This is a genomic window from Pseudoxanthomonas sp. 3HH-4 (assembly GCF_006716465.1).
GTDB lineage: Bacteria > Pseudomonadota > Gammaproteobacteria > Xanthomonadales > Xanthomonadaceae > Pseudoxanthomonas_A.
Genome location: NZ_VFPB01000007.1, coordinates 1 through 19,910, shown reverse-complemented (window position 1 = coordinate 19,910; position 19,910 = coordinate 1). Strand labels below are relative to the sequence as shown.

General features: G+C 66.7%; 18 protein-coding genes. 7 read left to right on the top strand and 11 right to left on the bottom strand.

The genetic code is table 11. The features are described from left to right. Window positions 1-10: 10 nt before the first annotated feature. Window positions 11-703 (bottom strand): ABC transporter ATP-binding protein, encoded by a 693-nt coding sequence (locus tag FB548_RS17750; protein ID WP_142126142.1) that lies wholly within the window; start codon window positions 701-703, stop codon window positions 11-13. Window positions 704-903: 200 nt separating this feature from the next. Then, entirely contained in the window at window positions 904-2,145 is a 1,242-nt protein-coding gene (locus tag FB548_RS17745) for an efflux RND transporter periplasmic adaptor subunit (RefSeq protein ID WP_142126141.1), read from the bottom strand. 233 nt (window positions 2,146-2,378) lie between these two features. On the opposite strand from FB548_RS17745, the gene FB548_RS17740 reads away from it, so the two are divergent. The 4 genes from FB548_RS17740 to FB548_RS17725 all read left to right on the top strand — a co-directional run bounded on the left by FB548_RS17740 (window position 2,379) and on the right by FB548_RS17725 (window position 6,096). After that, window positions 2,379-3,296 carry an ABC transporter ATP-binding protein gene (locus tag FB548_RS17740; protein ID WP_142126140.1) on the top strand — a complete coding sequence of 306 codons (918 nt, stop codon included), beginning with the start codon at window positions 2,379-2,381 and terminating at the stop codon, window positions 3,294-3,296. Beyond that, on the top strand, window positions 3,296-4,054 hold the full coding sequence (locus tag FB548_RS17735) for an ABC transporter permease (protein WP_142126139.1): 759 nt from the start codon (window positions 3,296-3,298) through the stop codon (window positions 4,052-4,054). The genes FB548_RS17740 and FB548_RS17735 overlap by 1 nt, the downstream gene beginning before the upstream one ends. Window positions 4,055-4,082: 28 nt before the next feature. Next, the gene (locus FB548_RS17730) at window positions 4,083-5,285 is read left to right on the top strand and encodes a sensor histidine kinase (RefSeq protein ID WP_142126138.1); all 1,203 of its coding nucleotides are present in this window, start codon (window positions 4,083-4,085) and stop codon (window positions 5,283-5,285) included. A gap of 208 nt (window positions 5,286-5,493) precedes the next feature. Continuing rightward, a complete protein-coding gene (locus FB548_RS17725) occupies window positions 5,494-6,096 on the top strand; it encodes a response regulator transcription factor (protein WP_142126137.1) in 603 nt (200 codons plus the stop codon). Between the two features lie 174 nt (window positions 6,097-6,270). Here the strand turns inward: FB548_RS17725 and FB548_RS17720 are convergent, their stop codons facing one another. The 7 genes from FB548_RS17720 to FB548_RS17685 form a co-directional block, all read right to left on the bottom strand. Beyond that, a complete protein-coding gene (locus FB548_RS17720; protein WP_142126136.1) occupies window positions 6,271-7,641 on the bottom strand; it encodes a leucyl aminopeptidase family protein in 1,371 nt (456 codons plus the stop codon). Then, complete coding sequence (locus FB548_RS17715; protein ID WP_142126135.1) at window positions 7,638-8,378, bottom strand: HAD-IA family hydrolase; 741 nt, start codon at window positions 8,376-8,378, stop codon at window positions 7,638-7,640. Before FB548_RS17715 ends, FB548_RS17720 begins: the two co-directional genes overlap by 4 nt. Window positions 8,379-9,218: 840 nt before the next feature. Continuing rightward, window positions 9,219-10,313: an AI-2E family transporter gene (locus FB548_RS17705; RefSeq protein ID WP_142126133.1), complete on the bottom strand. Its 1,095-nt coding sequence runs from the start codon at window positions 10,311-10,313 to the stop codon at window positions 9,219-9,221. A gap of 202 nt (window positions 10,314-10,515) precedes the next feature. After that, on the bottom strand, window positions 10,516-10,944 hold the full coding sequence (locus FB548_RS17700; RefSeq protein ID WP_142126132.1) for a protein sip-5: 429 nt from the start codon (window positions 10,942-10,944) through the stop codon (window positions 10,516-10,518). Then, window positions 10,944-11,375, bottom strand: a complete 432-nt coding sequence (locus FB548_RS17695; RefSeq protein WP_255470629.1) for a phage holin family protein — start codon at window positions 11,373-11,375, stop codon at window positions 10,944-10,946. Before FB548_RS17695 ends, FB548_RS17700 begins: the two co-directional genes overlap by 1 nt. A gap of 81 nt (window positions 11,376-11,456) precedes the next feature. After that, window positions 11,457-11,819 (bottom strand): hypothetical protein, encoded by a 363-nt coding sequence (locus tag FB548_RS17690; protein ID WP_142126284.1) that lies wholly within the window; start codon window positions 11,817-11,819, stop codon window positions 11,457-11,459. Window positions 11,820-11,909: 90 nt separating this feature from the next. Next, the gene (locus tag FB548_RS17685) at window positions 11,910-13,382 is read right to left on the bottom strand and encodes a Do family serine endopeptidase (RefSeq protein ID WP_142126283.1); all 1,473 of its coding nucleotides are present in this window, start codon (window positions 13,380-13,382) and stop codon (window positions 11,910-11,912) included. A gap of 554 nt (window positions 13,383-13,936) precedes the next feature. Between FB548_RS17685 and FB548_RS17680 the strand changes: the two genes are divergently transcribed. From FB548_RS17680 to FB548_RS17670, 3 genes are all read left to right on the top strand, one after another. After that, window positions 13,937-16,087, top strand: a complete 2,151-nt coding sequence (locus FB548_RS17680) for an adenosylcobalamin-dependent ribonucleoside-diphosphate reductase (RefSeq protein WP_142126130.1) — start codon at window positions 13,937-13,939, stop codon at window positions 16,085-16,087. A 311-nt stretch (window positions 16,088-16,398) separates the two neighbouring features. After that, on the top strand, window positions 16,399-16,989 hold the full coding sequence (locus FB548_RS18840; RefSeq protein ID WP_185742161.1) for a hypothetical protein: 591 nt from the start codon (window positions 16,399-16,401) through the stop codon (window positions 16,987-16,989). A gap of 118 nt (window positions 16,990-17,107) precedes the next feature. Further along, window positions 17,108-17,908 (top strand): NrdJb, encoded by an 801-nt coding sequence (locus FB548_RS17670; protein WP_142126129.1) that lies wholly within the window; start codon window positions 17,108-17,110, stop codon window positions 17,906-17,908. 313 nt (window positions 17,909-18,221) lie between these two features. Here FB548_RS17670 and FB548_RS17665 read toward each other — a convergent pair whose 3' ends face one another. Next, window positions 18,222-18,893 (bottom strand): hypothetical protein, encoded by a 672-nt coding sequence (locus FB548_RS17665; protein WP_142126128.1) that lies wholly within the window; start codon window positions 18,891-18,893, stop codon window positions 18,222-18,224. Window positions 18,894-18,902: 9 nt separating this feature from the next. Further along, a complete protein-coding gene (locus FB548_RS17660) occupies window positions 18,903-19,760 on the bottom strand; it encodes a hypothetical protein (RefSeq protein ID WP_221625990.1) in 858 nt (285 codons plus the stop codon). Between the last annotated feature and the right edge of the window lie 150 nt (window positions 19,761-19,910).

The window sequence follows — 19,910 nt, the reverse complement described above, 5'->3', positions numbered from 1 at the left end:
CCGCCTCCGGTCAGTGCGCGCCGGCCGGAGCATCGGCCAGTTCGCCCTTGTCCAGGTGGATGGTGTGGGTGGCGTATTCGGCTGCCTTCGGATCGTGCGTGACCATGATGATGGTCTTGCCGTGTTCCTTGTTGAGCATCTGCAGCAGGTTGAGGATTTCCTCGGCCGAATGCCGGTCGAGGTCCCCGGTCGGTTCGTCGCAGATCAGGAAGGTCGGGTCGGAGACGATGGCGCGCGCGATGGCCACGCGCTGCTGCTGGCCGCCGGACAGTTCGTTGGGGCGGTGCGCCTTGCGGTCGGCCAGGCCCACCAGCTGCAGCGCGATCTCGGCATTGCGCTTGCGCTGCGCCGCGCCCAGCTTGGTCAGCAGTAGCGGCAGCTCGACGTTGCGCTGCGCGGTCAGCGTCGGCATCAGGTTGTAGAACTGGAACACGAAGCCGACGTTCGAGCTGCGCCAGTGCGCCAGCTGGCCGTCGTTCATGCGGTCGATGCGCTGGCCCTCGATCTCGATCTCGCCGTCGCTGGGCGTGTCCAGGCCGCCGATGAGGTTCAGCAGGGTGGTCTTGCCCGAGCCGGACGGACCCATCAGCGCGACGAAGTCGCCGTGCGGGATGTCCAGGTCGATGCCATGCAGCACCTGCACCTTCTCGGGGCCGCGCTGGTAGGTCTTGGTGAGGTTGCGGATGGAAACCAGGGAAGACATCGGCAGGATCCTTGATGGGAGACGGGAAGGCGAACGGCGATGCTGCGGTTCAAACAGGGCGAATCCCGTCCTCAATGGACATGGACCACCCGTCAGGACGACGGATGGCGTCGCCCGGGATCGACAGGCGCCGGTGGGGCGGCGCCGGGTGTTCGGTGATTCGCGGCGGTGAGGCAATCCTCACGCAGCGCTTTGCGGACTTACTCGGTGTCTTCCGCCAGCACGACCTTGGCGCCGTCCTTCAGTTCGGCGGGCGGGTCCAGCACGACGGTCTCGCCCGGGGCCAGTCCGTCGGTGACGTGCACGTCGTCGCCCAGCTTGCCGGCCACCTTCAGGGCGCGCTGCTGCACGGTGTCGTCGTCGCCGACCACGAAGGCCACTTGCGCGCCTTCGCGCTCGATCACCGCGGCACCGGGGGCGCGCACGCCCTTGGGCTGCTCGGCCTGCTGTGGTGTGGCGGCCTCCAGGAAGCTCACGCGCACGCCCATGTCCGGCACGATGCGCGGATCCTTGACGCCCAGCGCCACGCGCACCTTCACCGTCGCCTTGCTGCGGTCGGCGGTGGGGATGATGGCGATCACCTCGCCCGGGATCTGCCACTCGGGATAGGCGTTCAGCGTTGCCTGGATGGGCATCCTCGGCTGCACGCGACCGATGAAGGATTCGTTGACCTCCACTTCCACTTCCAGCGATTCCATGTCGACGATGGTGCCGATGCCGGTGCGGGTGAAGCCGCCGGTGGCCAGCGGCGATACGATTTCGCCGGGCTGCGCGGCCTTGGCGATCACCACGCCGGCGAACGGCGCGCGGACGATGGTGTTGTCCACGCCGTTATCGGAAATCGCCAGGCTGCGGCTGGCCACGGTGACGTTGCGCTGCGCGGCCTGCATCTGTGCACGCAGGGCGTCGCGCGTGGCAACGGCCTGGTCGTACTGCGAGCGGGCGACCAGCTGTTGCTGCACCAGCGAGGACAAACGGCGCGCGTTGGCTTCGGCTTCGGTCAGCTGCGCCTGTACGTTCGCCACCTGCGAGCGCGCCGACTCGACCTGCGCCTGCGACAGCGCGCGGCTCGCGTCGGCATCGACGGGGTCGAGCGTGGCCATGACCTGGCCGGCTTCCACCTTCATGCCTTCCTCGATCAGCACTTCGCGCACCTTGCCGGTGATCTTGGCCGACACCGTGGCCATGCGCCGCGCGACCACATAGCCGGAGGCGTCCAGCACGGACGAGGAAGCGCTACCGTTGCCCATCGCCACGGTGGGCGCGGTGCGTACTTCGATCGACTTCTCGCGCCCGAAGAACGCCCAGCCCGCCGCGGCCAGCGCCAGCAGCACCACGACCACGCCCAGCGTGATCCACAGGCCGCGGCGCGACGTGGGCTCAGGCGGCGGCGCCTTGCGGTCGATGCGGAGTTCCTTCAGCAGGTCGGCAGACGTATTCATGCGTATCCAGACGGTGAATGCGGGAAAGTGTGACCAGCAAGAGTACCGGAAGCCTAGTTGCCGGAAGTCACTTCGTGTGGCGATGGCTGTCTTCGGCCTTCCACGGGGCGCATCGTTGCCCAGCGGACGCACGCATCCCAGTGACACCTGTCACCTGATTCGCCTGAGGGACTGCACTCATCACGCCGCACGCGGGCCGGCAGGATGGCCATACCCTCCGGCGAGACCTTCGCATGAACCTGGCATCCTCTATCTCCGCTCCGCTGGCCCGCCTGCGCGGCGTGCGCCACCACTACGGCAAGACGCTGGCGCTGGATGGCCTGGACCTGGCGCTGCCGGCCGGGCAGGTGCTGGCCCTGCTCGGTCCGAACGGGGCGGGCAAGAGCACCGCGATCAGCCTGCTGTTGGGCCTGCAGCGCGCCGATACCGGCACGGCCGAGCTGTTCGGGCTGCCACCGCAGGCACTGGAAGCACGCCGTCGCGCCGGGGTGATGTTGCAGGCCGCCGCCGTCCCCGACACCTTGAAGGTCCGCGAGCTGATCGACCTCACCCGCGCCTATTACCCGCAACCACGCAGCGTCGCCGACCTGGTCGCGCTGGCCGGACTCGACGGCCTGATGGCGCGCCGCTACGGCCAGCTCTCTGGCGGCCAGCAGCGGCGCGTGCAGTTCGCGCTGGCCGTCTGCGGCCGGCCCGAGCTGCTGTTCCTCGATGAGCCCACCACCGGCCTGGACATCGATGCGCGGCAGACGCTGTGGAAGGCGATCCGCGAACTGCGTTCGCAAGGGTGCGCGGTGCTGTTGACGACGCACTACCTGGAAGAAGCGGAAGCGTTGGCAGACCGCGTGGTGGTGGTGAACCACGGCCGCGTGGTGGCGGAGGGCACGGTCGCGCAGATCCGTGCGCACGTGGCCCAGCGCCGCATCCGCTGCACCAGCGCGCTGCCGGCGGCGCTGGTGCAGGGGTGGCCAGGCGTGCAGCTGGCGCAGCGCGATGGGGCGCGGCTGGAGATCGTCGCCGAAGCCGCCGAGCCCGTCGTGCGCCGCCTGTTGGCCGAGGACGCCGCCCTGTCCGATCTGGAAGTACAGCGCGCCGGCCTGGCCGATGCGTTCCTTGCCCTGACCCGCGACGCACAGAAGGAAGCCGCTTGATGGACACCATCGCTCCCGTTCCGTTTTCCTCTGCCCGCGCATACGTGCTCGAAGCGCGCTACGAATTCCTCCGCCTGCTGCGCACGCCGTCGTTCTCATTGCCGTGCCTGTTGTTCCCGCCCGTGTTCTATCTGCTGTTCGGTGTGCTGCTCGGTGGCAAGGGCGGTCCGGCCGCCGCGCAGTACATGCTGGCGGGCTATGGCGTGTTCGGGGTGATCGGCGTGGCGCTGTTCGGTTTCGGCGTGACCGTCGCGATGGATCGCGAGCAGGGCCTGCTGACGCTCAAGCGCGCGCAGCCTATGCCGCCCGGCGCCTATCTGGTCGCGAAGATGGCGATGGCGCTGCTGTTCGCCGCGATCATCCTGGCGCTGCTGGCCACGCTCGCGGCCGGCGTGGCCGGCGTGCAGCTGTCGGCCACGCAGTGGATCGCGTGGGCCACCACCTGCCTGGTCGGCGTGCTGCCCTTCAGCGCGCTCGGCCTGTGGTTGGGCACGCTGGTCAGCGGACGCGGTGCTCCTGCGCTGATCAATCTCATCTATCTGCCCATGGCGTTCCTGTCGGGCCTGTGGGTGCCGCTCACGATGCTGCCGTCGGTGCTGCAGACCATCGCGCCGGTGTGGCCGGCGTATTATCTGGCGCACATCGCGCAACAGGCCGTCGGCGCGGGCACGGGGCATCCGCTGGGGCTGCACGTGGCCGTACTGGCCGCTATCACCGCCGTGTTCTTCGTGCTGGCCCGCCGCCGCCTGGTGCAGTGAGCCGGATCGCCGGCGCAAGGAGTCGTCCATGAAACATCTTTCGTCGCCCCTGCTGTCCACGCTGACGCGCCTGCGCGACTGTCTGGTGCCCGAAGCGCTGGGCCTGGGTTGGATGCCCATCTTCCTGCTGGGTTACCTGGTGTTCTTGTTCGTCCCGGTGCTGGTGCCGTCCAACGCCGACTGGGGCGAGGGCGTGCGCTGGTACCTGTGGCCGACGCTGGCGTCCATCGCCGTGTTCCTGCCGATGTACTTCCTGGCCTATCGCGGCAGCGCGCTGGCGCGCGTGCTGTGCACGCTGGGCATCGCGGCGTTGGGCTACGGACTGATGCCGTTCAATGCGTTCTCCAACACCTACGTCATCTACGCCGCGGCCTTCGTGGCGCTGATGCCGGGGTCGATGTGGATCCGGCTCGAAGTCTTCGCCCTGCTGATCATCGCTTACTGCGGCATGGCGGTCTGGCTGGGATTCCCGGTGTTCGTGCCGGCCGTGACCGCGATCGTGTCGGTGGCGGTGTTCACGGGCAACTACTTCCAGGCCGAGACGGTGCGCAAGCGTGCCGAGCTGAAACTGTCGCACGAAGAAGTGCGCCGGCTCGCCGCGCTGGCCGAACGCGAGCGCATCGGCCGCGACCTGCACGACCTGCTCGGGCACACGCTGTCGCTGGTGGCGTTGAAGTCGGACCTGGCCGGCCGGCTGGTCGACCGCGACCCGCAGGCCGCCCGCAACGAGATCAATGAAGTCAGTCGCGTCGCCCGCGACGCGCTGGCGCAGGTACGCCGGGCGGTGACCGGCATCCGTGCGGCGGGGCTGGCGGCCGAACTCGCCTCCGCCCGCCTGCTGCTCGAATCCGACGGCGTCACCCTGCGCTACGAAGCGCAGGACATGGCGTTGCCGACCGATCTGGAGACGGTGCTTGCGCTGAGCCTGCGCGAGGCGGTGACCAACATCCAGCGCCACGCGCGCGCCACGATCGCCGAGGTCGCGCTGGCCTGCAGCGACGGGCACGTGCAACTGCGCATCCGCGACAACGGCGTCGGCAGCGCCGCCGTGCCAGGCAATGGCCTGAACGGCATGCGCGAGCGCGTCGAGTCGCGCGGCGGGCGCCTGCGCATCGACTCCACGCTGCGGCAGGGGACCTGCGTGGAGATCGTGTTGCCGCTGCCATCGGGGGAAGGGATGGAGCATGCAGCCACATCGAAGCCGATCGAAGGCACTGTAGGAGCGACGTGAGTCGCGACCGCACGTCTTGAACGTCGATATATCGTGGCGAAATGAAGACGCATCCGCATGCATGCGCCCCTGTCATCTCGATCAGCACCCGGCCAGCTGAAGCCGTGCGGTCGCGACTCACGTCGCTCCTACAAGGAACAGTGCCCACTCCCTCCAGGCGCACGTTATTTGCTAGCGTGGCGACCGACCTTACCGCGACGGCGTTCAAATGATCCGCGTACTCCTAGCTGAAGACCAGGCCATGGTGCGCGGCGCGCTCACCGCCCTGCTGGGCATGGAGAGCGACATCGAAGTCGTCGGCAGCGCGGCCGATGGCGAGACGGCGTGGCGCGAGCTGCAACGGCTCAAGCCCGACTTGCTGGTGACCGACATCGAAATGCCCGGCCTGACCGGACTGGAACTGGCCCAGCGCATCCAGCGGCAGGAACTGCCGTGCAAAGTGGTCATCGTCACCACGTTCGCACGCAGCGGCTTCCTGCGACGCGCGCTGGATGCAGGTGTTTCGGGTTACCTGCTGAAGGATGCGCCAGCCGAGGACCTCGCCGAAGCGCTGCGCAAGGTGCAGCGCGGCGGACGCGCCATCGATCCCCAACTCGCGCTCGAGGCATGGTCCGATGCCGATCCGCTCAACGACCGCGAACGCCAGGTATTGCGGCTGGCCGGCGAGGGCCAGTCGGCCGGCGAGATCGCCGGGCAGTTGAACCTCTCGCAGGGCACGGTACGCAACTACCTGTCCGAGGCGATCGGCAAGCTGGGCGTCGGCAACCGCATCGAGGCGTATCGTCTCGCGCGGCAGCGCGGGTGGTTGTAAGAAATGAAGTGCCCTCTGTAGGAGCGACGTAAGTCGCGACCGCAGACCCGGAACCCAACCGTACCCATCCGGCAGACACGATGCGTCGCACGAGCGCTAAGCGGCAATCCGGAAGAACGGGAGCGCTGACAGCGTGCGGTCGCGACTTACGTCGCTCCTACAGAGGGGGCGATGTCAACCGCCGTAACGCGCCTTCAGCATCGCGTACGCGCTGCGTAGCGCGAGGGCTTCGCCACCGGCGGGGCGACCGGCGCGGTCGCTGTCGTTCCACGCGTACACGTCCAGGTGCGCCCACTTCATCCCGTCCGGCAGGAAGCGCTCCAGGTACAGCGCGGCGGTGACCGCGCCGGCCATGCGCGAGCCCGCATTGGCCAGGTCGGCGATGCCGCTGGTCAGGTAGCGCAGGTACGGGCGCCACAACGGCATGCGCCAGACCGGGTCGCGCGTGCGTTCGCCGGCGGCAATCCAGTCGTTGGCCACCGCATCGTCGTTGGCGAACAGCGCCGGCAGGTCCGGACCCAGCGCGATGCGCGCCGCGCCGGTCAGCGTGGCGAAGTCCAGCAGCAGGTCGGGCGACTGCTCGCCCGCATAGGCCAGCGCATCGCACAGGATCACGCGGCCTTCGGCGTCGGTGTTATCGATCTCCACGCTGACGCCCTTGCGGGTGGCGATCACTTCGCCCGGGCGGAAGGCGTTGGGACCGATGCTGTTCTCCACCGCCGGCACCAGCAGGGTCAGCCGTACGGGCAGCCGGCGCGCCATCACCAGGCGTGCCAGCGCGATCGCGTGCGCCGCGCCGCCCATGTCCTTCTTCATGTTGCGCATGCCGTCGGCCGGCTTGATGTCCAGGCCGCCGGTGTCGAAGCACACCCCCTTGCCGACCAGCGCCACGTGCGGCTGCGCCGCATCGCCCCAGCGCAGCGCGATCAGGCGTGGTGCGCGGTGGGAGGCGCGGCCCACCGCGTGGATGGCGGGGAAGTTCTGCGCCAGCAGCGCGTCGCCGGCGACCACCTCCACCTGCGCGCCGTGCGTGGCGGCGAGCTCGCGTACCGCGGCCTCCAGCTCGTCCGGCCCCATGTGCTCGGTGGGCGTGTTGACCAGGTCGCGCACCTGCAGGCTGGCCGCCAGCAGGTCGAGCGCTTCGGCGTCGGCCTGCGGGAGCACCAGGCGCGCCGGCTTGCGCGGCGGCTGCTTGTAGCGGTCGAATCTGTAGCTGCCCAGGCCCCAGCCCAGCTGGAGCGCGGTGCGCGCATCGGCAGGCAGCTCGCCCGCGATCTCCCAATCGCCCGCCGGCAGGCCGAAAGGTGCATGCGCGTAGGCATAAGGGTCCAGCGCGTCGCCGATGCCGATTACCGCACCGGCCAGGCCCTGTTCGCCCGGCAGTGCGAGCAGCGTACCGGCCGAGGCGGTGAAATTCTGCGCGTCCAGCCACGCATTCACCGCCGGCGACTGCGTGGCGCGCCACGCGGCCAGCTGCGCGCGTTCCAGTACATGCAGCGGACGGGCATTGGCGGAGGAATCGGTATAGGCGAGGGCAGCGCTCATGCGGCGGCGTGTTCCGTGGCGAAGTCGGGGTGGGCGTCCAGCCAGTCAGCCAGCGCGGTGAGGGTATGGAATTCCAAGTCCGGGCGCAGCGTTTCGTGCGTCCAGGCGCGGGGTTGGCCGTCGTGGTCTTCCGGCCGGTTGATCCAGCAGCTGCGCAGGCCGGCGCGTGCCGCGCCCAGCACGTCCATCTCGATGTGGTCGCCCACGTGCAGTACCTCGGCCGGCGGCACGCCCAGCCGTTCGCAGGCGGCCAGGAAGATGCTGGCTTCCGGCTTGGCGGCGCCGTGTTCGCGCGAATGGATCTGGTGCACGAACAGGTGGCCCAGCCCGATCCGCTGCAGGTCGGCGTTGCCGTTGGTCACCGCGGCGACCGGCAGGCGTGCGGCGATGCGCTCCAGCGCCGCCAGCGCGTCCGGGTAGTACTCGACCTGGTTGCGTGCGGCGTAGAAGGTGTCGTACGCGGGCTCGAGCAGGGCCATGTCGGCGCCGCTCTCGCGCAGGGCGTGTTCCAGCGTCATCCGGCGCAGGGTGCTGAGGTCGTGCTTGTGCTGCGGATGCGCGGCGAACACCTGCTCGCGCACGGCGCGCATGCGCTCGACCGGGAACATGGCGGCGGTGGCGGGGCTGTGCTGGCGCAGCCAGTCGTCGAGGACGCGCTCGATGCGTGCGCCGATGGGGGCGAACGGCCAGAGGGTGTCGTCGAGGTCGAGGGTGATGGCGCGGACGGGGAAGCTCATCAGGCCGATTTTACACCCGGCTCCGCACCCACCTTCACCCGGGGCGGTTCTAGCCCGGATTGAGCCCCTCTCCCTGCGGGAGAGGGGTTGGGGTGAGGGGCAACGGAGCCCGCTTCTCCCTCGGTCATGGCGATCCACCAGATCCGCGGTGGCTTTTTTCGATGGACTTGCGGGAGCGGCCGTCTTCTCTTGACACATGGTGCCGCTCGCCGCGGGGCCCTACTGTTCTTTGCTTGTGCAAAGAAAAGTAGGCAAAAGAAAGCACACCCCGGCGGTCCGCCCGCCGCTGCGCGGCGGGTTCGCAGTCCCGGCGGGAATTTTCGTAAGGGCCATCCTGGCCCATACGAAAACGGCGCACGTCCTGTGCGCCGCCCCGTTGGGGTTTGACCCGCCGGGACTGCCGGACCTCAGGGGCCCCCGAGAGCCAGAGCTCAAGATCCTGCGCGCGCGTTTTTGCCTGTGCTTTGGGGTCCCCATGAGGCGTGGCGAGTGGGCCGGGTAAAACCCGAAGGGCGCCGCCCGGGATGGGCGGCGTTTCCGTATGGCACAGGGATGTGTCTTACGGAAATTCCCGGCCCGCTCGCGGACCCGGAGCGCGCAGCGCGGAGGGCGTGCCGCCTGGGGTTTGTTTTCTTTGATTACTTTCTTTGCACAAGCAAAGAAAGTAATGCCTCGCGGCGAGCGCGCCATGCGTGAGAAGGAAAGATCCCATCCGCAAGGCGCCTTGGCGTCAACGAGCCATCTTGGATGTCGTGCCAACAGGGCAGATCGAAGAGACGGTCTTCGTTGCCCCTCACCCCAACCCCTCTCCCGACGGGAAAGGGGCTCAACACGCGGCAATCACTCCAGCAACCGCGCCCAGCCTTCCATCCCTTCCACTCGCGCCAGCACCAGCTTCACGCATACCAGCAGCGGCACCGCCAGCAGCAGCCCGATGATCCCCCACAGCCAGCCGAACAGCATCAGCGCCAGGATCAGCACCAGTGGCGACAGCGCCATCCGCTTGCCCAGGATGATCGGCGTGATGATCTGGCCCTCGATCGTGTGCAGTACCAGGTAGGCCACCGCCGGCAGCATCGACTGGAACGGTTCCTCGAAACTGATGAACCCCACCAGCAGCATCGCCACGATCCCGATCAGCGGGCCCACGTACGGCGCGAAGTTCAACAGCGCCGCCATCGTGCCCCACAACAGCGCCTCCGCCAGGGGCAGCCCCAGCAGGTAGAGCACCCCGGCGAACACCAGGCCCACCACGGTGTTGATGATGCTGATGGTCAGCACGTAGCGCGATACCTCGCGCTCGATGGAATGGAGGATCTCCACGGTGAACTTCTTCTGCTGCCGCCCCGGCAACAGCGCTATCGCGTTGCGTTGCAGGTTCTCGCCGTAGACCATGAAGAAGAACGTCAGCAGCACCACCGCCAGCAGCGATGCAAGGAAGCGCGGCGTGGCCAGCAGCTTGCGGTAGGGTTCGTCCTGCGGCGCGGTGTGCACCACCTGCGGCTGCTTGCCGGTCTGCCCGCCGGCGGCCCGGGCGAAGTTCTCCGCCGCCTTGTTGGCGTCCTGCACCGGCTTGGTCAGTTCGCGCAGCTTGGGTGCGAGCTGGCGCATCTCGCGCGGTGCCTGCTGTGCCCATTCCATCGCGGAAGGCAGCATCTTCTGCGCCAACAGCCCCGTTGCCGCCATGCCGCCGATCAGCACGATCAGCGCGCCGAGGAAGCGCGGCACGTAGATCCGGCGCAGCACGCGGATGATGGGGTTGCCGACCAGCGCGAAGAACATCGCCAGCAACACGGGTAGCAGCAGGTCCTGCGCCGCCCACAGCGTGTAGCCGACGGCCAGCGTGGCCAGCACAAGCATCGGCGTGGAGGCGCGTGGGCGCGGCGGAGGTGGGGTGGGAGCGGCGGATGCGTCGGTTGGAGCGGGTGTCGTCATGGGCAGTCGGCCGCCAGGGTGGATGCGCGATTGTGCAGTGCCCCCTGTAGGAGCGACGTGAGTCGCGACCGGAAGAGGCAGAGGTCGGGGAGGCTTCGGACAGGCCGCTGCCTTTTCCGGCGAAGTTCGGTGCAAGGAAGGCTTGATTCGCGCGGTCGCGACTCACGTCGCTCCTACAAACGCCCCCAAACGTGCAGGCGCCTCAGCGCTCGGACAGCTCGGTCGCCGCTTCAGCCGGACGCGGCGCGGTCACCACGATCTCATCCTCGTCGAACGCCTCGTCCACCATCGGTTCGTCGTCGGCCAGGCCCTCGGCCTGCTCCTGCGCATCCTGCGCCGTGTCGGCCGCCTGCTCGGCGGTCTCTGCGGCGGCGGCCGCCTGCGCGGTGGCCAGGAAGCTGGAGACGGCGGTGAACATCTGCATCCAGCGCGCACCGGTCAGCGTGCGCAGCGGTTCGGCGCGGCCCACCAGGAAGCCGCTGACCACGCCCGCGATGACGATGCGCCCCGGCGTCCAGCCTGCACGCCATGCCTGCTTCAGCGTGATCCACTGCACCTGCGTGTGCGTCGCGCGCAGTTCGACGCGCTGTTCCGCACGCTGCACGTGCTGCAGCAACTGTTCGAAGCGCATCACGCCCCTCCGTGATCGGCCGCGCGCGGATCATGCGCGGTACCGGGAGGGGGATCGTCGTCGACCACCTCGTCCTCATCGAACAACCCCAGCCTCGCCAACTGGCGGCGGGTGGCATGCATGCCGGTGTAGTCGAAGTAGCGGCCCACCTTCCACGCTGCGAGCGCAGTCATGGCCAGGCTGATGCAGGCCGCCAGCGACAGCGACTGCAGCCAGGAAAACCCCAGGCGCTGCATCAGCGCGATCAGGGCGCCGGTTACCAGCAGCCAAGCGGAAGCGCCGAACACGATGGCCACGCAGGCCCATGCCAGGGCGCGTCCGAAGGCGCTGCGCGCCAGCGCGAAATCCGCCGACACCAGCCCGCGCAGTGCTCGGCCCGTGCCCTTGGCCGAACCATACGCGGCACGGCCGGCCTCGCCGACCTGCTTCAGGCTGTCGGCGAAATCCGGTGGCGGCGTGTCGCCGGATGCACCGGCTTCGGACTCGCGGGGCGCGTCGTTCACGCGGTCGGCTTACTTGTCGCCGCCGCTGCGCGCCAGCTTGGCGATGATCCAGCCGGCCGCGAAGGCCACGCCGAACGAAGCGAGCGGGCGCTCGCGGATCAGGTCGGCGGCGCTGTCGATCAGGTCGCGGCCCTTGTCCATCAGCGCGTCCACCTGCTCGCGCGCAGCACCACCACCAGCTTCAGCGGCGGCGATGCCGGACAGCGCGGTGTCGGCCAGTTCCGATTTCACGTTGGCCTTGCCCAGGCGAAGTTCGTCGCCCGCGGCGCTGGCGGCGCCCTTGATCGCTTCGCCGGCAGCGGCGGCGGCCGACGCCAGATGCGAACCGGCTTCGCCCAGGTTGGACTTCAGCGCATCGGTGTTGGTGGGCATGGTCATGGTTGGCTCCTGTGGGCGGGGGATGGGGCCACTCTAATGCAAGGCGGTGAACGGGCTGTTATGCCCGCGCATCGTCGCCGCGCGTTACCGCATCAGCAGGCGCCCGGTGCCGCGTCCACGCAGGATCTGCAACACCAGTTGCTCGGGTTTGCGTTCGAAGCTGGCGCGGAAGCTGGGCAGGTCGCCGAATTCGCCACTGCTGCCCGCCACGATGATGTCGCCCGGGCGCAGGCCGCTGTTCCAGGCGCGGCTGTTGCGCACCACGTTGCTGACCTGCACGCCCCCGTTGGCACCCTGGCTGCGCAGTATCTGGCGTGCGGATTCGTCCAGTTCCTTCAGCGTGGCGCCGGTCAGGCGTGCGTCGAGGGTGGCGCCTTCCGCGCTGCGCACGCCTTCCTTCAACGCCACGTTGAGTTGCAGCGGCTTGCCGTCGCGGCGTACCTCCAGCGCCACGCGCGCGCCGACCGGCTGCAGGCCTTCGAAGTTGTGCAGGGCGGCGCGGTTGTCGATGCGCTGGCCGTTGGCGGCCAGCACCACATCGCCGGGCTGCAGGCCCGCGGCGGCGGCGGCCGAGTCTGCATACACGCGCGTGAGCAGCGCGCCACGCGGTGCCTCCAGGCCCAGGCCGCGGGCGACGCGCTCGTCCACGTCCTGCGCTTCCACCCCGAACGTGCCCCGGCGCACCACGCCGTCGTTGGCGATCAGCTGGTCCATGATGCCGCGCGCCATGTTGATCGGGATCGCGAAGCCCAGGCCGATGTTGCCCGCCATGCTGCCGCGCGGATTGAAGCTGGCGGTGTTGATGCCCACCAGCCGGCCCTGCAGGTCGACCAATGCGCCGCCCGAGTTGCCGGGGTTGATCGAAGCATCGGTCTGGATGAAGTTCTGGTAGCCGGCCACCGGGATGCCGCTGCGCCCCACCGCCGAGACGATGCCCGACGTCACCGTCTGGCCCAGGCCGTAGGGGTTGCCCATCGCCACCACGAAGTCGCCGACCTGCAGCTGGTCGCTGTTCGCCATCGGCACCGCCGTCAGCCCTTGGGTGGGGATGCGGATCAACGCGATGTCGGTATCCGGGTCGGAACCGATGAACTCGGCCTCCACCTGGCGGCCATCGCTCAGCGTGACCGACACGCCGTCGGCGTTCTCCACCACATGGTGGTTGGTCAGCACGTAGCCGCGGGTGGCATCGACGATCACGCCCGAGCCCAGTGCGCGCTCCACGCGCTCGCGCGGCATGTCGGGGATGCCGAACAAGCGGCGGAACACCGGGTCGTCGCCGAACGGCCCCAGCGGGCTGGCCACCCGCACGGTCTGGCGGCTGTACACGCTCACCACCGCCGGGGTGACCCGCTTGAGCATCGGCGCCAGCGACGGCAGCGCCTGGCCGTCCGCCGTGGCGGGCAGGGCAGCGGCGGCCGGGACGGCGGCAGCGGCGACAGGGGCGGCAGGGGCGGCCTGGGCCGGCTTCTGCAGCAGATCGTTCAGGCCGGTGGCGGCGAAACCGCCGAACGCGGCGGCCGCGGTCAGGGCCAGCAGGGTGGGAAACGGGCGCAGCGCATTCTTCATGGTCGGTCGGCAGGTCGTTGCGTCGGGAAGGGAGTGGGGCCGGAAGGGCGCCCGTTCAACCTGAATGAGTCTGCTGACGGACCCCTAAACCTGCAATGAAGTCCGGCCTCCGCAGGTCCTGATCCGGCACCGGCGCGTGATGACGGACGGTGGGGTGGATGCCATGCAATTGTCATGTCAATCCGGTTGACAGGGGGCACCCCCGGGCGTAGTTTGACGGCTTCGTGCGGACACAAGATGTTGCGGTCCAGCACGAAGCGGACCCAAGCACTGGTGTTTTTTCGGGCTTTGCGCTTGGGAAATCGGGCGCCTTTGGGGATTGGCGCATGAGGGCGAGGGAAGCAGTGGGCACCATGGCGATGGCAGGTCCCACTTCCACAATCCGGCAACCCGGGCGGCGCATCCTGTGCAGCTGCCCGCGGCGCCGTCCCCGTCGTCCGGGTCCGCCATGAACATCCCGCAGTGAATCGCGGGGGTGGGCCCGCTACCCACCCGCCACAGCCAACACACGTTCCAGTCGTTTTTAGGAGAACAACACAACCATGAGTACGGTGCGCCTCGAGGCGGTCAAGACGGAACAGCCTGCCCTGATTCCCATGCAACCGGCATCCCAGGACATCTGGGACAAGAAGTACCGGCTGAAGACGAAGCAGGGCGAGGCCCTGGACGCCGACATCGATGGCACCTACCAGCGCGTGGCCCGTGCCCTGGCCGACGCCGAAGGCACCCCGGAAAAGCGCGCCTACTGGTACGAGCGTTTCGTGTGGGCGCTGCGCCGCGGGGCCATTCCCGCCGGCCGCATCACCTCCAACGCCGGCGCCCAGCAGCACAAGCCGGCCACCAGCACCATCAACTGCACCGTGTCCGGCACCATCGAGGACTCGATGGACGGCATCCTGGACAAGGTCCACGAAGCCGGCCTGACCCTCAAGGCCGGCTGCGGCATCGGTTACGAGTTCAGCACGCTGCGCCCCAAGGGCGCCTTCGTCGCCGGCGCCGGTGCGTACACCTCCGGCCCCATGTCCTTCATGGATATCTACGACAAGATGTGCTTCACCGTGTCTTCCGCCGGCGGTCGCCGCGGCGCGCAGATGGGCACGTTCGAAATCTCCCACCCGGACGTCAAGGACTTCATCCGCGCCAAGCGCGAAGACGGCCGCCTGCGCCAGTTCAACCTGTCGCTGCTGATCACCGACGGCTTCATGGAAGCCGTGGACACCGACGCCGACTGGCCGCTGGTGTTCCCGGTGAACATCAAGGAAAAGGGCGACATCGACGTCGAGGACGCCGCGCAGGTGGTCTGGCGCGAGTGGCCCACCCACAAGAACTACATCGTCCGCGACGACGGCCTGGTGGCCTGCAAGATCTACGGCCACATCCGCGCGCGGCACCTGTGGGACATGATCATGGTGTCCACGTACGACTACGCCGAGCCGGGTTTCATCCTGATCGACCGCGTCAACGAGATGAACAACAACTGGTGGTGCGAGACCATCCGCGCCACCAACCCGTGCGGCGAGCAGCCCCTGCCGCCCTACGGCGCCTGCCTGCTGGGCTCGGTCAACCTGACCACCTTCGTGCGCAACCCGTTCACCGACCAGGCCAGCTTCGACTGGGAGGAATACAAGGAAGTCGTGCGCGTGTTCACCCGCATGCTCGACAACGTGGTCGAAGTGAACGGCCTGCCGCTGGAACAGCAGCGCGCCGAGATCCTGCGCAAGCGCCGCCACGGCATGGGCTTCCTGGGCCTGGGCAGCACGCTGACCATGCTCAAGCACAAGTACGGCAGCCCGGAATCCTGCGAATTCACCGAAGCCATCGCCCGCGAGATGGCCGTGGCCGGCTGGGAAATGGGCCTGGCCCTGGCGAAGGAGAAGGGCGCCGCCCCGATCATGGACGAGCTGTTCACTGTCACCGCCGCCATGCTGCGCCAGCGCCCGGAAATGGCGAAGGACGGCTGGAAGGTCGGCCAGGAGATCCCCGGCAAGGTGCTGCACGCCAAGTACAGCCGCTACATGCAGCGCGTGGCCAGCGTCGCCCCCGACCTGGTGGACGAACTGGCCGAAGTGGGCAGCCGCTTCACCCACCACAGCTCCATCGCCCCCACCGGCACCATCAGCCTGTCGCTGGCCAACAACGCCAGCAACGGCATCGAGCCCTCGTTCGCGCACCACTACAGCCGCAACGTGATCCGCGAAGGCAAGAAGTCGAAGGAAAAGGTCGACGTCTGGTCGTACGAGCTGCTGGCCTACCGCGAACTGGTCAACCCGAAGGCCATGCCGTTCTCGGACGACGCCGATGCGAAGCTGCCGGAGTACTTCATCGCCGCCGACGACATCAGCCCGAAGGAGCACGTGGACGTGCAGGCTGCCGCGCAGAAGTGGGTGGACAGCTCCATCTCCAAGACCGCCAACGTGCCCACGGACTACCCGTACGAGCAGTTCAAGGACATCTACCGCTACGCCCACCAGCAGGGCCTGAAGGGCTGCACCACGTTCCGCTTCAACCCCGCAGCCTTCCAGGGCGTGCTGGTGAAGGAAGCCGACCTGGAGAACACCACCTACCGCTTCGAGCTGGAAGACGGCAACGTCATCGAGGTGAAGGGCAACGAGCAGATCGAATACGACGGCGAAATGCACACCGCCGCCAACCTGTTCGATGCGTTGAAGGAAGGGTATTACGGCAAGTTCTGATGCTTTATCCCTCTCCCCGCCTGCGGGGAGAAGGAAAAGATTGAACCCCTCTTCCCGCTTGTCGGGAGAAGGACAAGCGTTGAATCCCTCTCCCCTTGCGGGAGAGGGTGCCCCGAAGGGGCGGGAGAGGGGTGCGAGCGCAGCGAGTTGCTTCTGCTCATTGCTAAACGCGCCCCCATCCCAACCTTCCCCCGCACGCGGGGGAAGGGGTGCATCACGGCAGGCTCCGATTCATCGGCTTCACCGTTTCACCCCGCGCAATCGGGTATAGCATCGGCAGCGTCACGAACCTCGCCCACAAGGAGGGCAACATGAGCAACGGTAATGGTGTCACGGCGACGCTTTCCGGCGCGGCCGAAAGCGTGAAGGAAACAGTGGCAGGCATCGGCGAAGCGGTGGCCACCACCGCCAGCGAAACGGTCGCCAAGGCCAAGAAGGCGGCCAAGAAGGCGCGCAAGACGGTCAGTGCCGACATCGCCAAGGCGAAGAAGGCCGTGGCCAAGCGCACCGACAAGGCCACCAAGGCGGTGAAGAAGACCGTCGCCAAGGCGAAGAAGAAGCTGGCCGCCGCCAGTTCCGCCGCCAAGGCCGAAGCCGCCAGCCTGCAGAAGAAGGTGACCGGCAAGAAGGCCGCCAAGAAGACGGCGAAGAAGGCAGCGAAGAAAGCCACCAAGAAGACGGCTGCCAAGAAGGCCGTGAAGAAGGTCGCCAAGAAGGCCGCCGCCAAGAAGGCGCCGGTAAAGAAGGCCGCCAAGAAAGCAGTGAAGAAGGTCGCCCGCAAGGCGCCCGTGAAGAAGGCGGCGAAGAAAGCCGCTCCGAAGAAAGCGGCCAAGAAGGCCGTGCGCAAGGCAGCCCCGAAGAAAGCCGCCAAGAAAGCAGCAAAAAAAGCGGCCCGTAAGTAAGACCTGATGCACCCCTCCTCCCCCGGGTCCGGGGGAGGGTTGGGGCGGTCGCCGGCCCGGAAGGCCAGGCCCCGCCCATCGATGACAACTTTCAGAACACGAACAGGATTCTCCCGTCATGGCCGTCAAGATCGACAAGAAAATCAAGGGCTACAGCGTGCTCACCCCGGAAGACAAGGCGCGCGAAGCCGCTGCGCTGATTCCCACGGCGTCGGTGGCGCGCGAGACGGTGGAAAAGGAAGTGCCGCAGGACAACATCATCCAGATGCACGAGCGCATCGAGCGCCCGGAAGTCCTCATCGGCAGCACCTACAAGATCAAGTCGCCGCTGGTGGAGCACGCCATGTACGTGACCATCAACGACATCGTGTTGAACGCGGGCACGGAGCATGAGCTGCGCCGTCCGTTCGAGATCTTCGTCAACAGCAAGTCCATGGAGCATTTCCAGTGGATCGTGGCGCTGACGCGCATCATGTCGGCGGTGTTCCGCAAGGGCGGCGACGTGACGTTCCTGGTGGACGAGATGAAGGCCGTGTTCGATCCGCGCGGCGGTTACTTCAAGGCCGGTGGCGTGTACATGCCGTCGCTGGTGGCCGAGCTGGGCGCCATCGTGGAAGAGCACATGAAGTCGATCGGCCTGATCCACGACCCGGAAATGAGCGCGCACCAGCGCGCCATCCTGGCCGAGAAGCGCAAGCAGTACGAAGACCGCGCAAAAAAAAACTCTGACGTAGTTGAAACTGTGACCGTTGCACCGGCCGCGCCCGCGCAGGGCGCCGCCGAGGACATCGCCGTGACTGGCGATGGCGCCAGCTTCCCGCCCTCTGCGACTCTTTGCCACAAGTGCAGCACCAAGGCGCTCGTCATCATGGACGGGTGTGCTACGTGTTTGAACTGTGGTTATTCGAAGTGCGGCTGAGAAATTCTGGCGCTAAGTAGAGCGCTTTCTGTGCGGATAGGCATAAGCTGCTAGTTGGATAGGCATAAGCTGCTAGTGGCCTACCGTCTAGTGATCAAGACTACAAAGGGCTCCCTGGCGGGAGCCCTTTTTGTTGCACGGGCCATTTGGTGGCAAGTGCCCCTTTGTTCGTGCTGCTGCCATGTCAGGCAGGCGTCAGGCAAAATGATCCCGGAGATCGCGCGGGTTGCTGCCGATGGCACGCTATAACTATCGCCACCGTGGTTCTTCTCGGTTGCCGTGGACGTCTGAGTTGCTATAAACGCGTGATGCGTTACGTTGTCCAACGCCTTCCGTACAGTCTTCCATACGCGTCTCGTGCGAAGTCGAGGATCTGCACGTTGCCGGCGTTCAACTTGGGACGAGTGTCAGAGGGGGTCGTCTCTAGGGCAACCTGTACTGCCCTATGGACTTCAGGGTGATCCCAGTTCCAGTTTGCGGAAGACACAACCACTCCAAAGTGCTCAAGACGATCTACCTGCCTGGTAATCGACTCAATGGCCGCTATGCACTGGTTCTGATAGTTCGGAAACTGGAACATCTGTCCCTTGGCTGTCAGGGCTTTCAGCTTTGCGCGGAGGGGTCGCACAGGTTCGAGGCGTTCTAAGAGCAGTTTGTGCTGCTCTAGACCGTGCTGCTGGATGTAGATCGTTGCCCCGCGCATAAGCTCGGCCGGGTCCTCTGGATCGTTGGCGCGGCTCATGAATCCAATGTGGATCATGTCTAGCAAGGTGAGAGGACCTGGAAGCTGCGCAAGCAGTTCATGAGTCGCGTCCACTATCAGGTCCAAGAACTCTGCCTCCCTCTTGGCTCCGTCCTGACGGCTCCAGTTCCTTAAGGCCCAAATCGCGACCACTGCGGTCACGACGACGCCAACAGTTCGAATGATCTCGCCGACGGCTGGCCAAGTTAGGTAGTGCAGGGCGACTGCGGTCTCTTCTTGCATGTATGTAGCTCAGTCTTGGACTGCGGGAGATTGATCGGAAGGAGGCGTCGACGTTTGAGCGTCGGTGGGTAGGCCACTTTGTTTGGCTCGTCGAGCGCGACGCTCGTGGATCTGCCTCTCAAGGTAGCCTGGACCCTGGTAGACGTCTTTTTCGTCGTAGTTCAAGGACGTCTTCGTGAGTAGCCCACGGAATGCCTCTCGAGGTGGCATGTTGGGGTAGTGCTCAATGCGTATCTCGATCTCTCGAATCAAAGCGGTCTCCACGCCCGCTATGTGGCCGAGAAGGTGTGTGAATGCATTCGCCACCTCATCAAGAGTTGTCTTTAGGGCCTGTCTGGACTCTCGAACCGTACAGTCCCGCAGACGCTGTGCATCTGAGTGTGCCGCCTCCACGTTTCGCCTCTTGTTCGTCAGGACTAGGTGGTCAAAGCCGCACTGCTCGAAGTCTAAGCACTGATAGTACTGGTGGGCCAGTGAGCCCATAAGCGAGAACTGGTGGTTGGGCGCTCCGGCTTTGCGGCATGCATGGCAGTCTTGAGCGAGGAGTTCGCCCAGCGCCGCATTCTTGTACTTTGCCCGCGAGAAGGACGTGCAGTGCAGCATCTGCTTGATTGCCGCCTCGCAGAATCGCGCGGTATGGAGAACCAGTTCAGTCTCAAGGCGAATACGTCGGATCTCTCCCTCGATGGGATGGATCTCATCGGCTGCCTCGATGAAATTAAATGCATCGTCAACGATCTGGGCGATCGATGCTCCCAAGGTCTCAAGGCTTCCCGCATATGGGTTTCGCTGTTTCTCTAGGAACGGGGAAGCGTAAGTGTGTGACCCCCACATTCCTTGAGTTTCGCGCCTGAGCCAAGCGCGCATTTTCTCTGCTGCCGGCTCTATGTTTGGTGCCAACGCCCGCCCTGTCGGGTCCCAGCGACGTCCCCCCGCTTTCAGTAGCGGTTGGATCTAGAGTCCGGGATTGATGATATCGGCTTTGGCAGCAAGCTGTTTTGCGTACGCTGACGGCGT

Coding starts and splice junctions, on each gene's coding strand:
- FB548_RS17660 (WP_221625990.1), bottom strand. CDS start 19,760: ATGCGCGCTTGGCTCAGGCGCGAAACTCAAGGAATGTGGGGGTCACAC.
- FB548_RS17680 (WP_142126130.1), top strand. CDS start 13,937: ATGAGTACGGTGCGCCTCGAGGCGGTCAAGACGGAACAGCCTGCCCTG.
- FB548_RS17665 (WP_142126128.1), bottom strand. CDS start 18,893: ATGCAAGAAGAGACCGCAGTCGCCCTGCACTACCTAACTTGGCCAGCC.
- FB548_RS17745 (WP_142126141.1), bottom strand. CDS start 2,145: ATGAATACGTCTGCCGACCTGCTGAAGGAACTCCGCATCGACCGCAAG.
- FB548_RS18840 (WP_185742161.1), top strand. CDS start 16,399: ATGAGCAACGGTAATGGTGTCACGGCGACGCTTTCCGGCGCGGCCGAA.
- FB548_RS17690 (WP_142126284.1), bottom strand. CDS start 11,819: ATGCCCACCAACACCGATGCGCTGAAGTCCAACCTGGGCGAAGCCGGT.
- FB548_RS17735 (WP_142126139.1), top strand. CDS start 3,296: ATGGACACCATCGCTCCCGTTCCGTTTTCCTCTGCCCGCGCATACGTG.
- FB548_RS17740 (WP_142126140.1), top strand. CDS start 2,379: ATGAACCTGGCATCCTCTATCTCCGCTCCGCTGGCCCGCCTGCGCGGC.
- FB548_RS17730 (WP_142126138.1), top strand. CDS start 4,083: ATGAAACATCTTTCGTCGCCCCTGCTGTCCACGCTGACGCGCCTGCGC.
- FB548_RS17700 (WP_142126132.1), bottom strand. CDS start 10,944: ATGCGCTTCGAACAGTTGCTGCAGCACGTGCAGCGTGCGGAACAGCGC.
- FB548_RS17725 (WP_142126137.1), top strand. CDS start 5,494: ATGATCCGCGTACTCCTAGCTGAAGACCAGGCCATGGTGCGCGGCGCG.
- FB548_RS17715 (WP_142126135.1), bottom strand. CDS start 8,378: ATGAGCTTCCCCGTCCGCGCCATCACCCTCGACCTCGACGACACCCTC.
- FB548_RS17670 (WP_142126129.1), top strand. CDS start 17,108: ATGGCCGTCAAGATCGACAAGAAAATCAAGGGCTACAGCGTGCTCACC.
- FB548_RS17750 (WP_142126142.1), bottom strand. CDS start 703: ATGTCTTCCCTGGTTTCCATCCGCAACCTCACCAAGACCTACCAGCGC.
- FB548_RS17720 (WP_142126136.1), bottom strand. CDS start 7,641: ATGAGCGCTGCCCTCGCCTATACCGATTCCTCCGCCAATGCCCGTCCG.
- FB548_RS17705 (WP_142126133.1), bottom strand. CDS start 10,313: ATGACGACACCCGCTCCAACCGACGCATCCGCCGCTCCCACCCCACCT.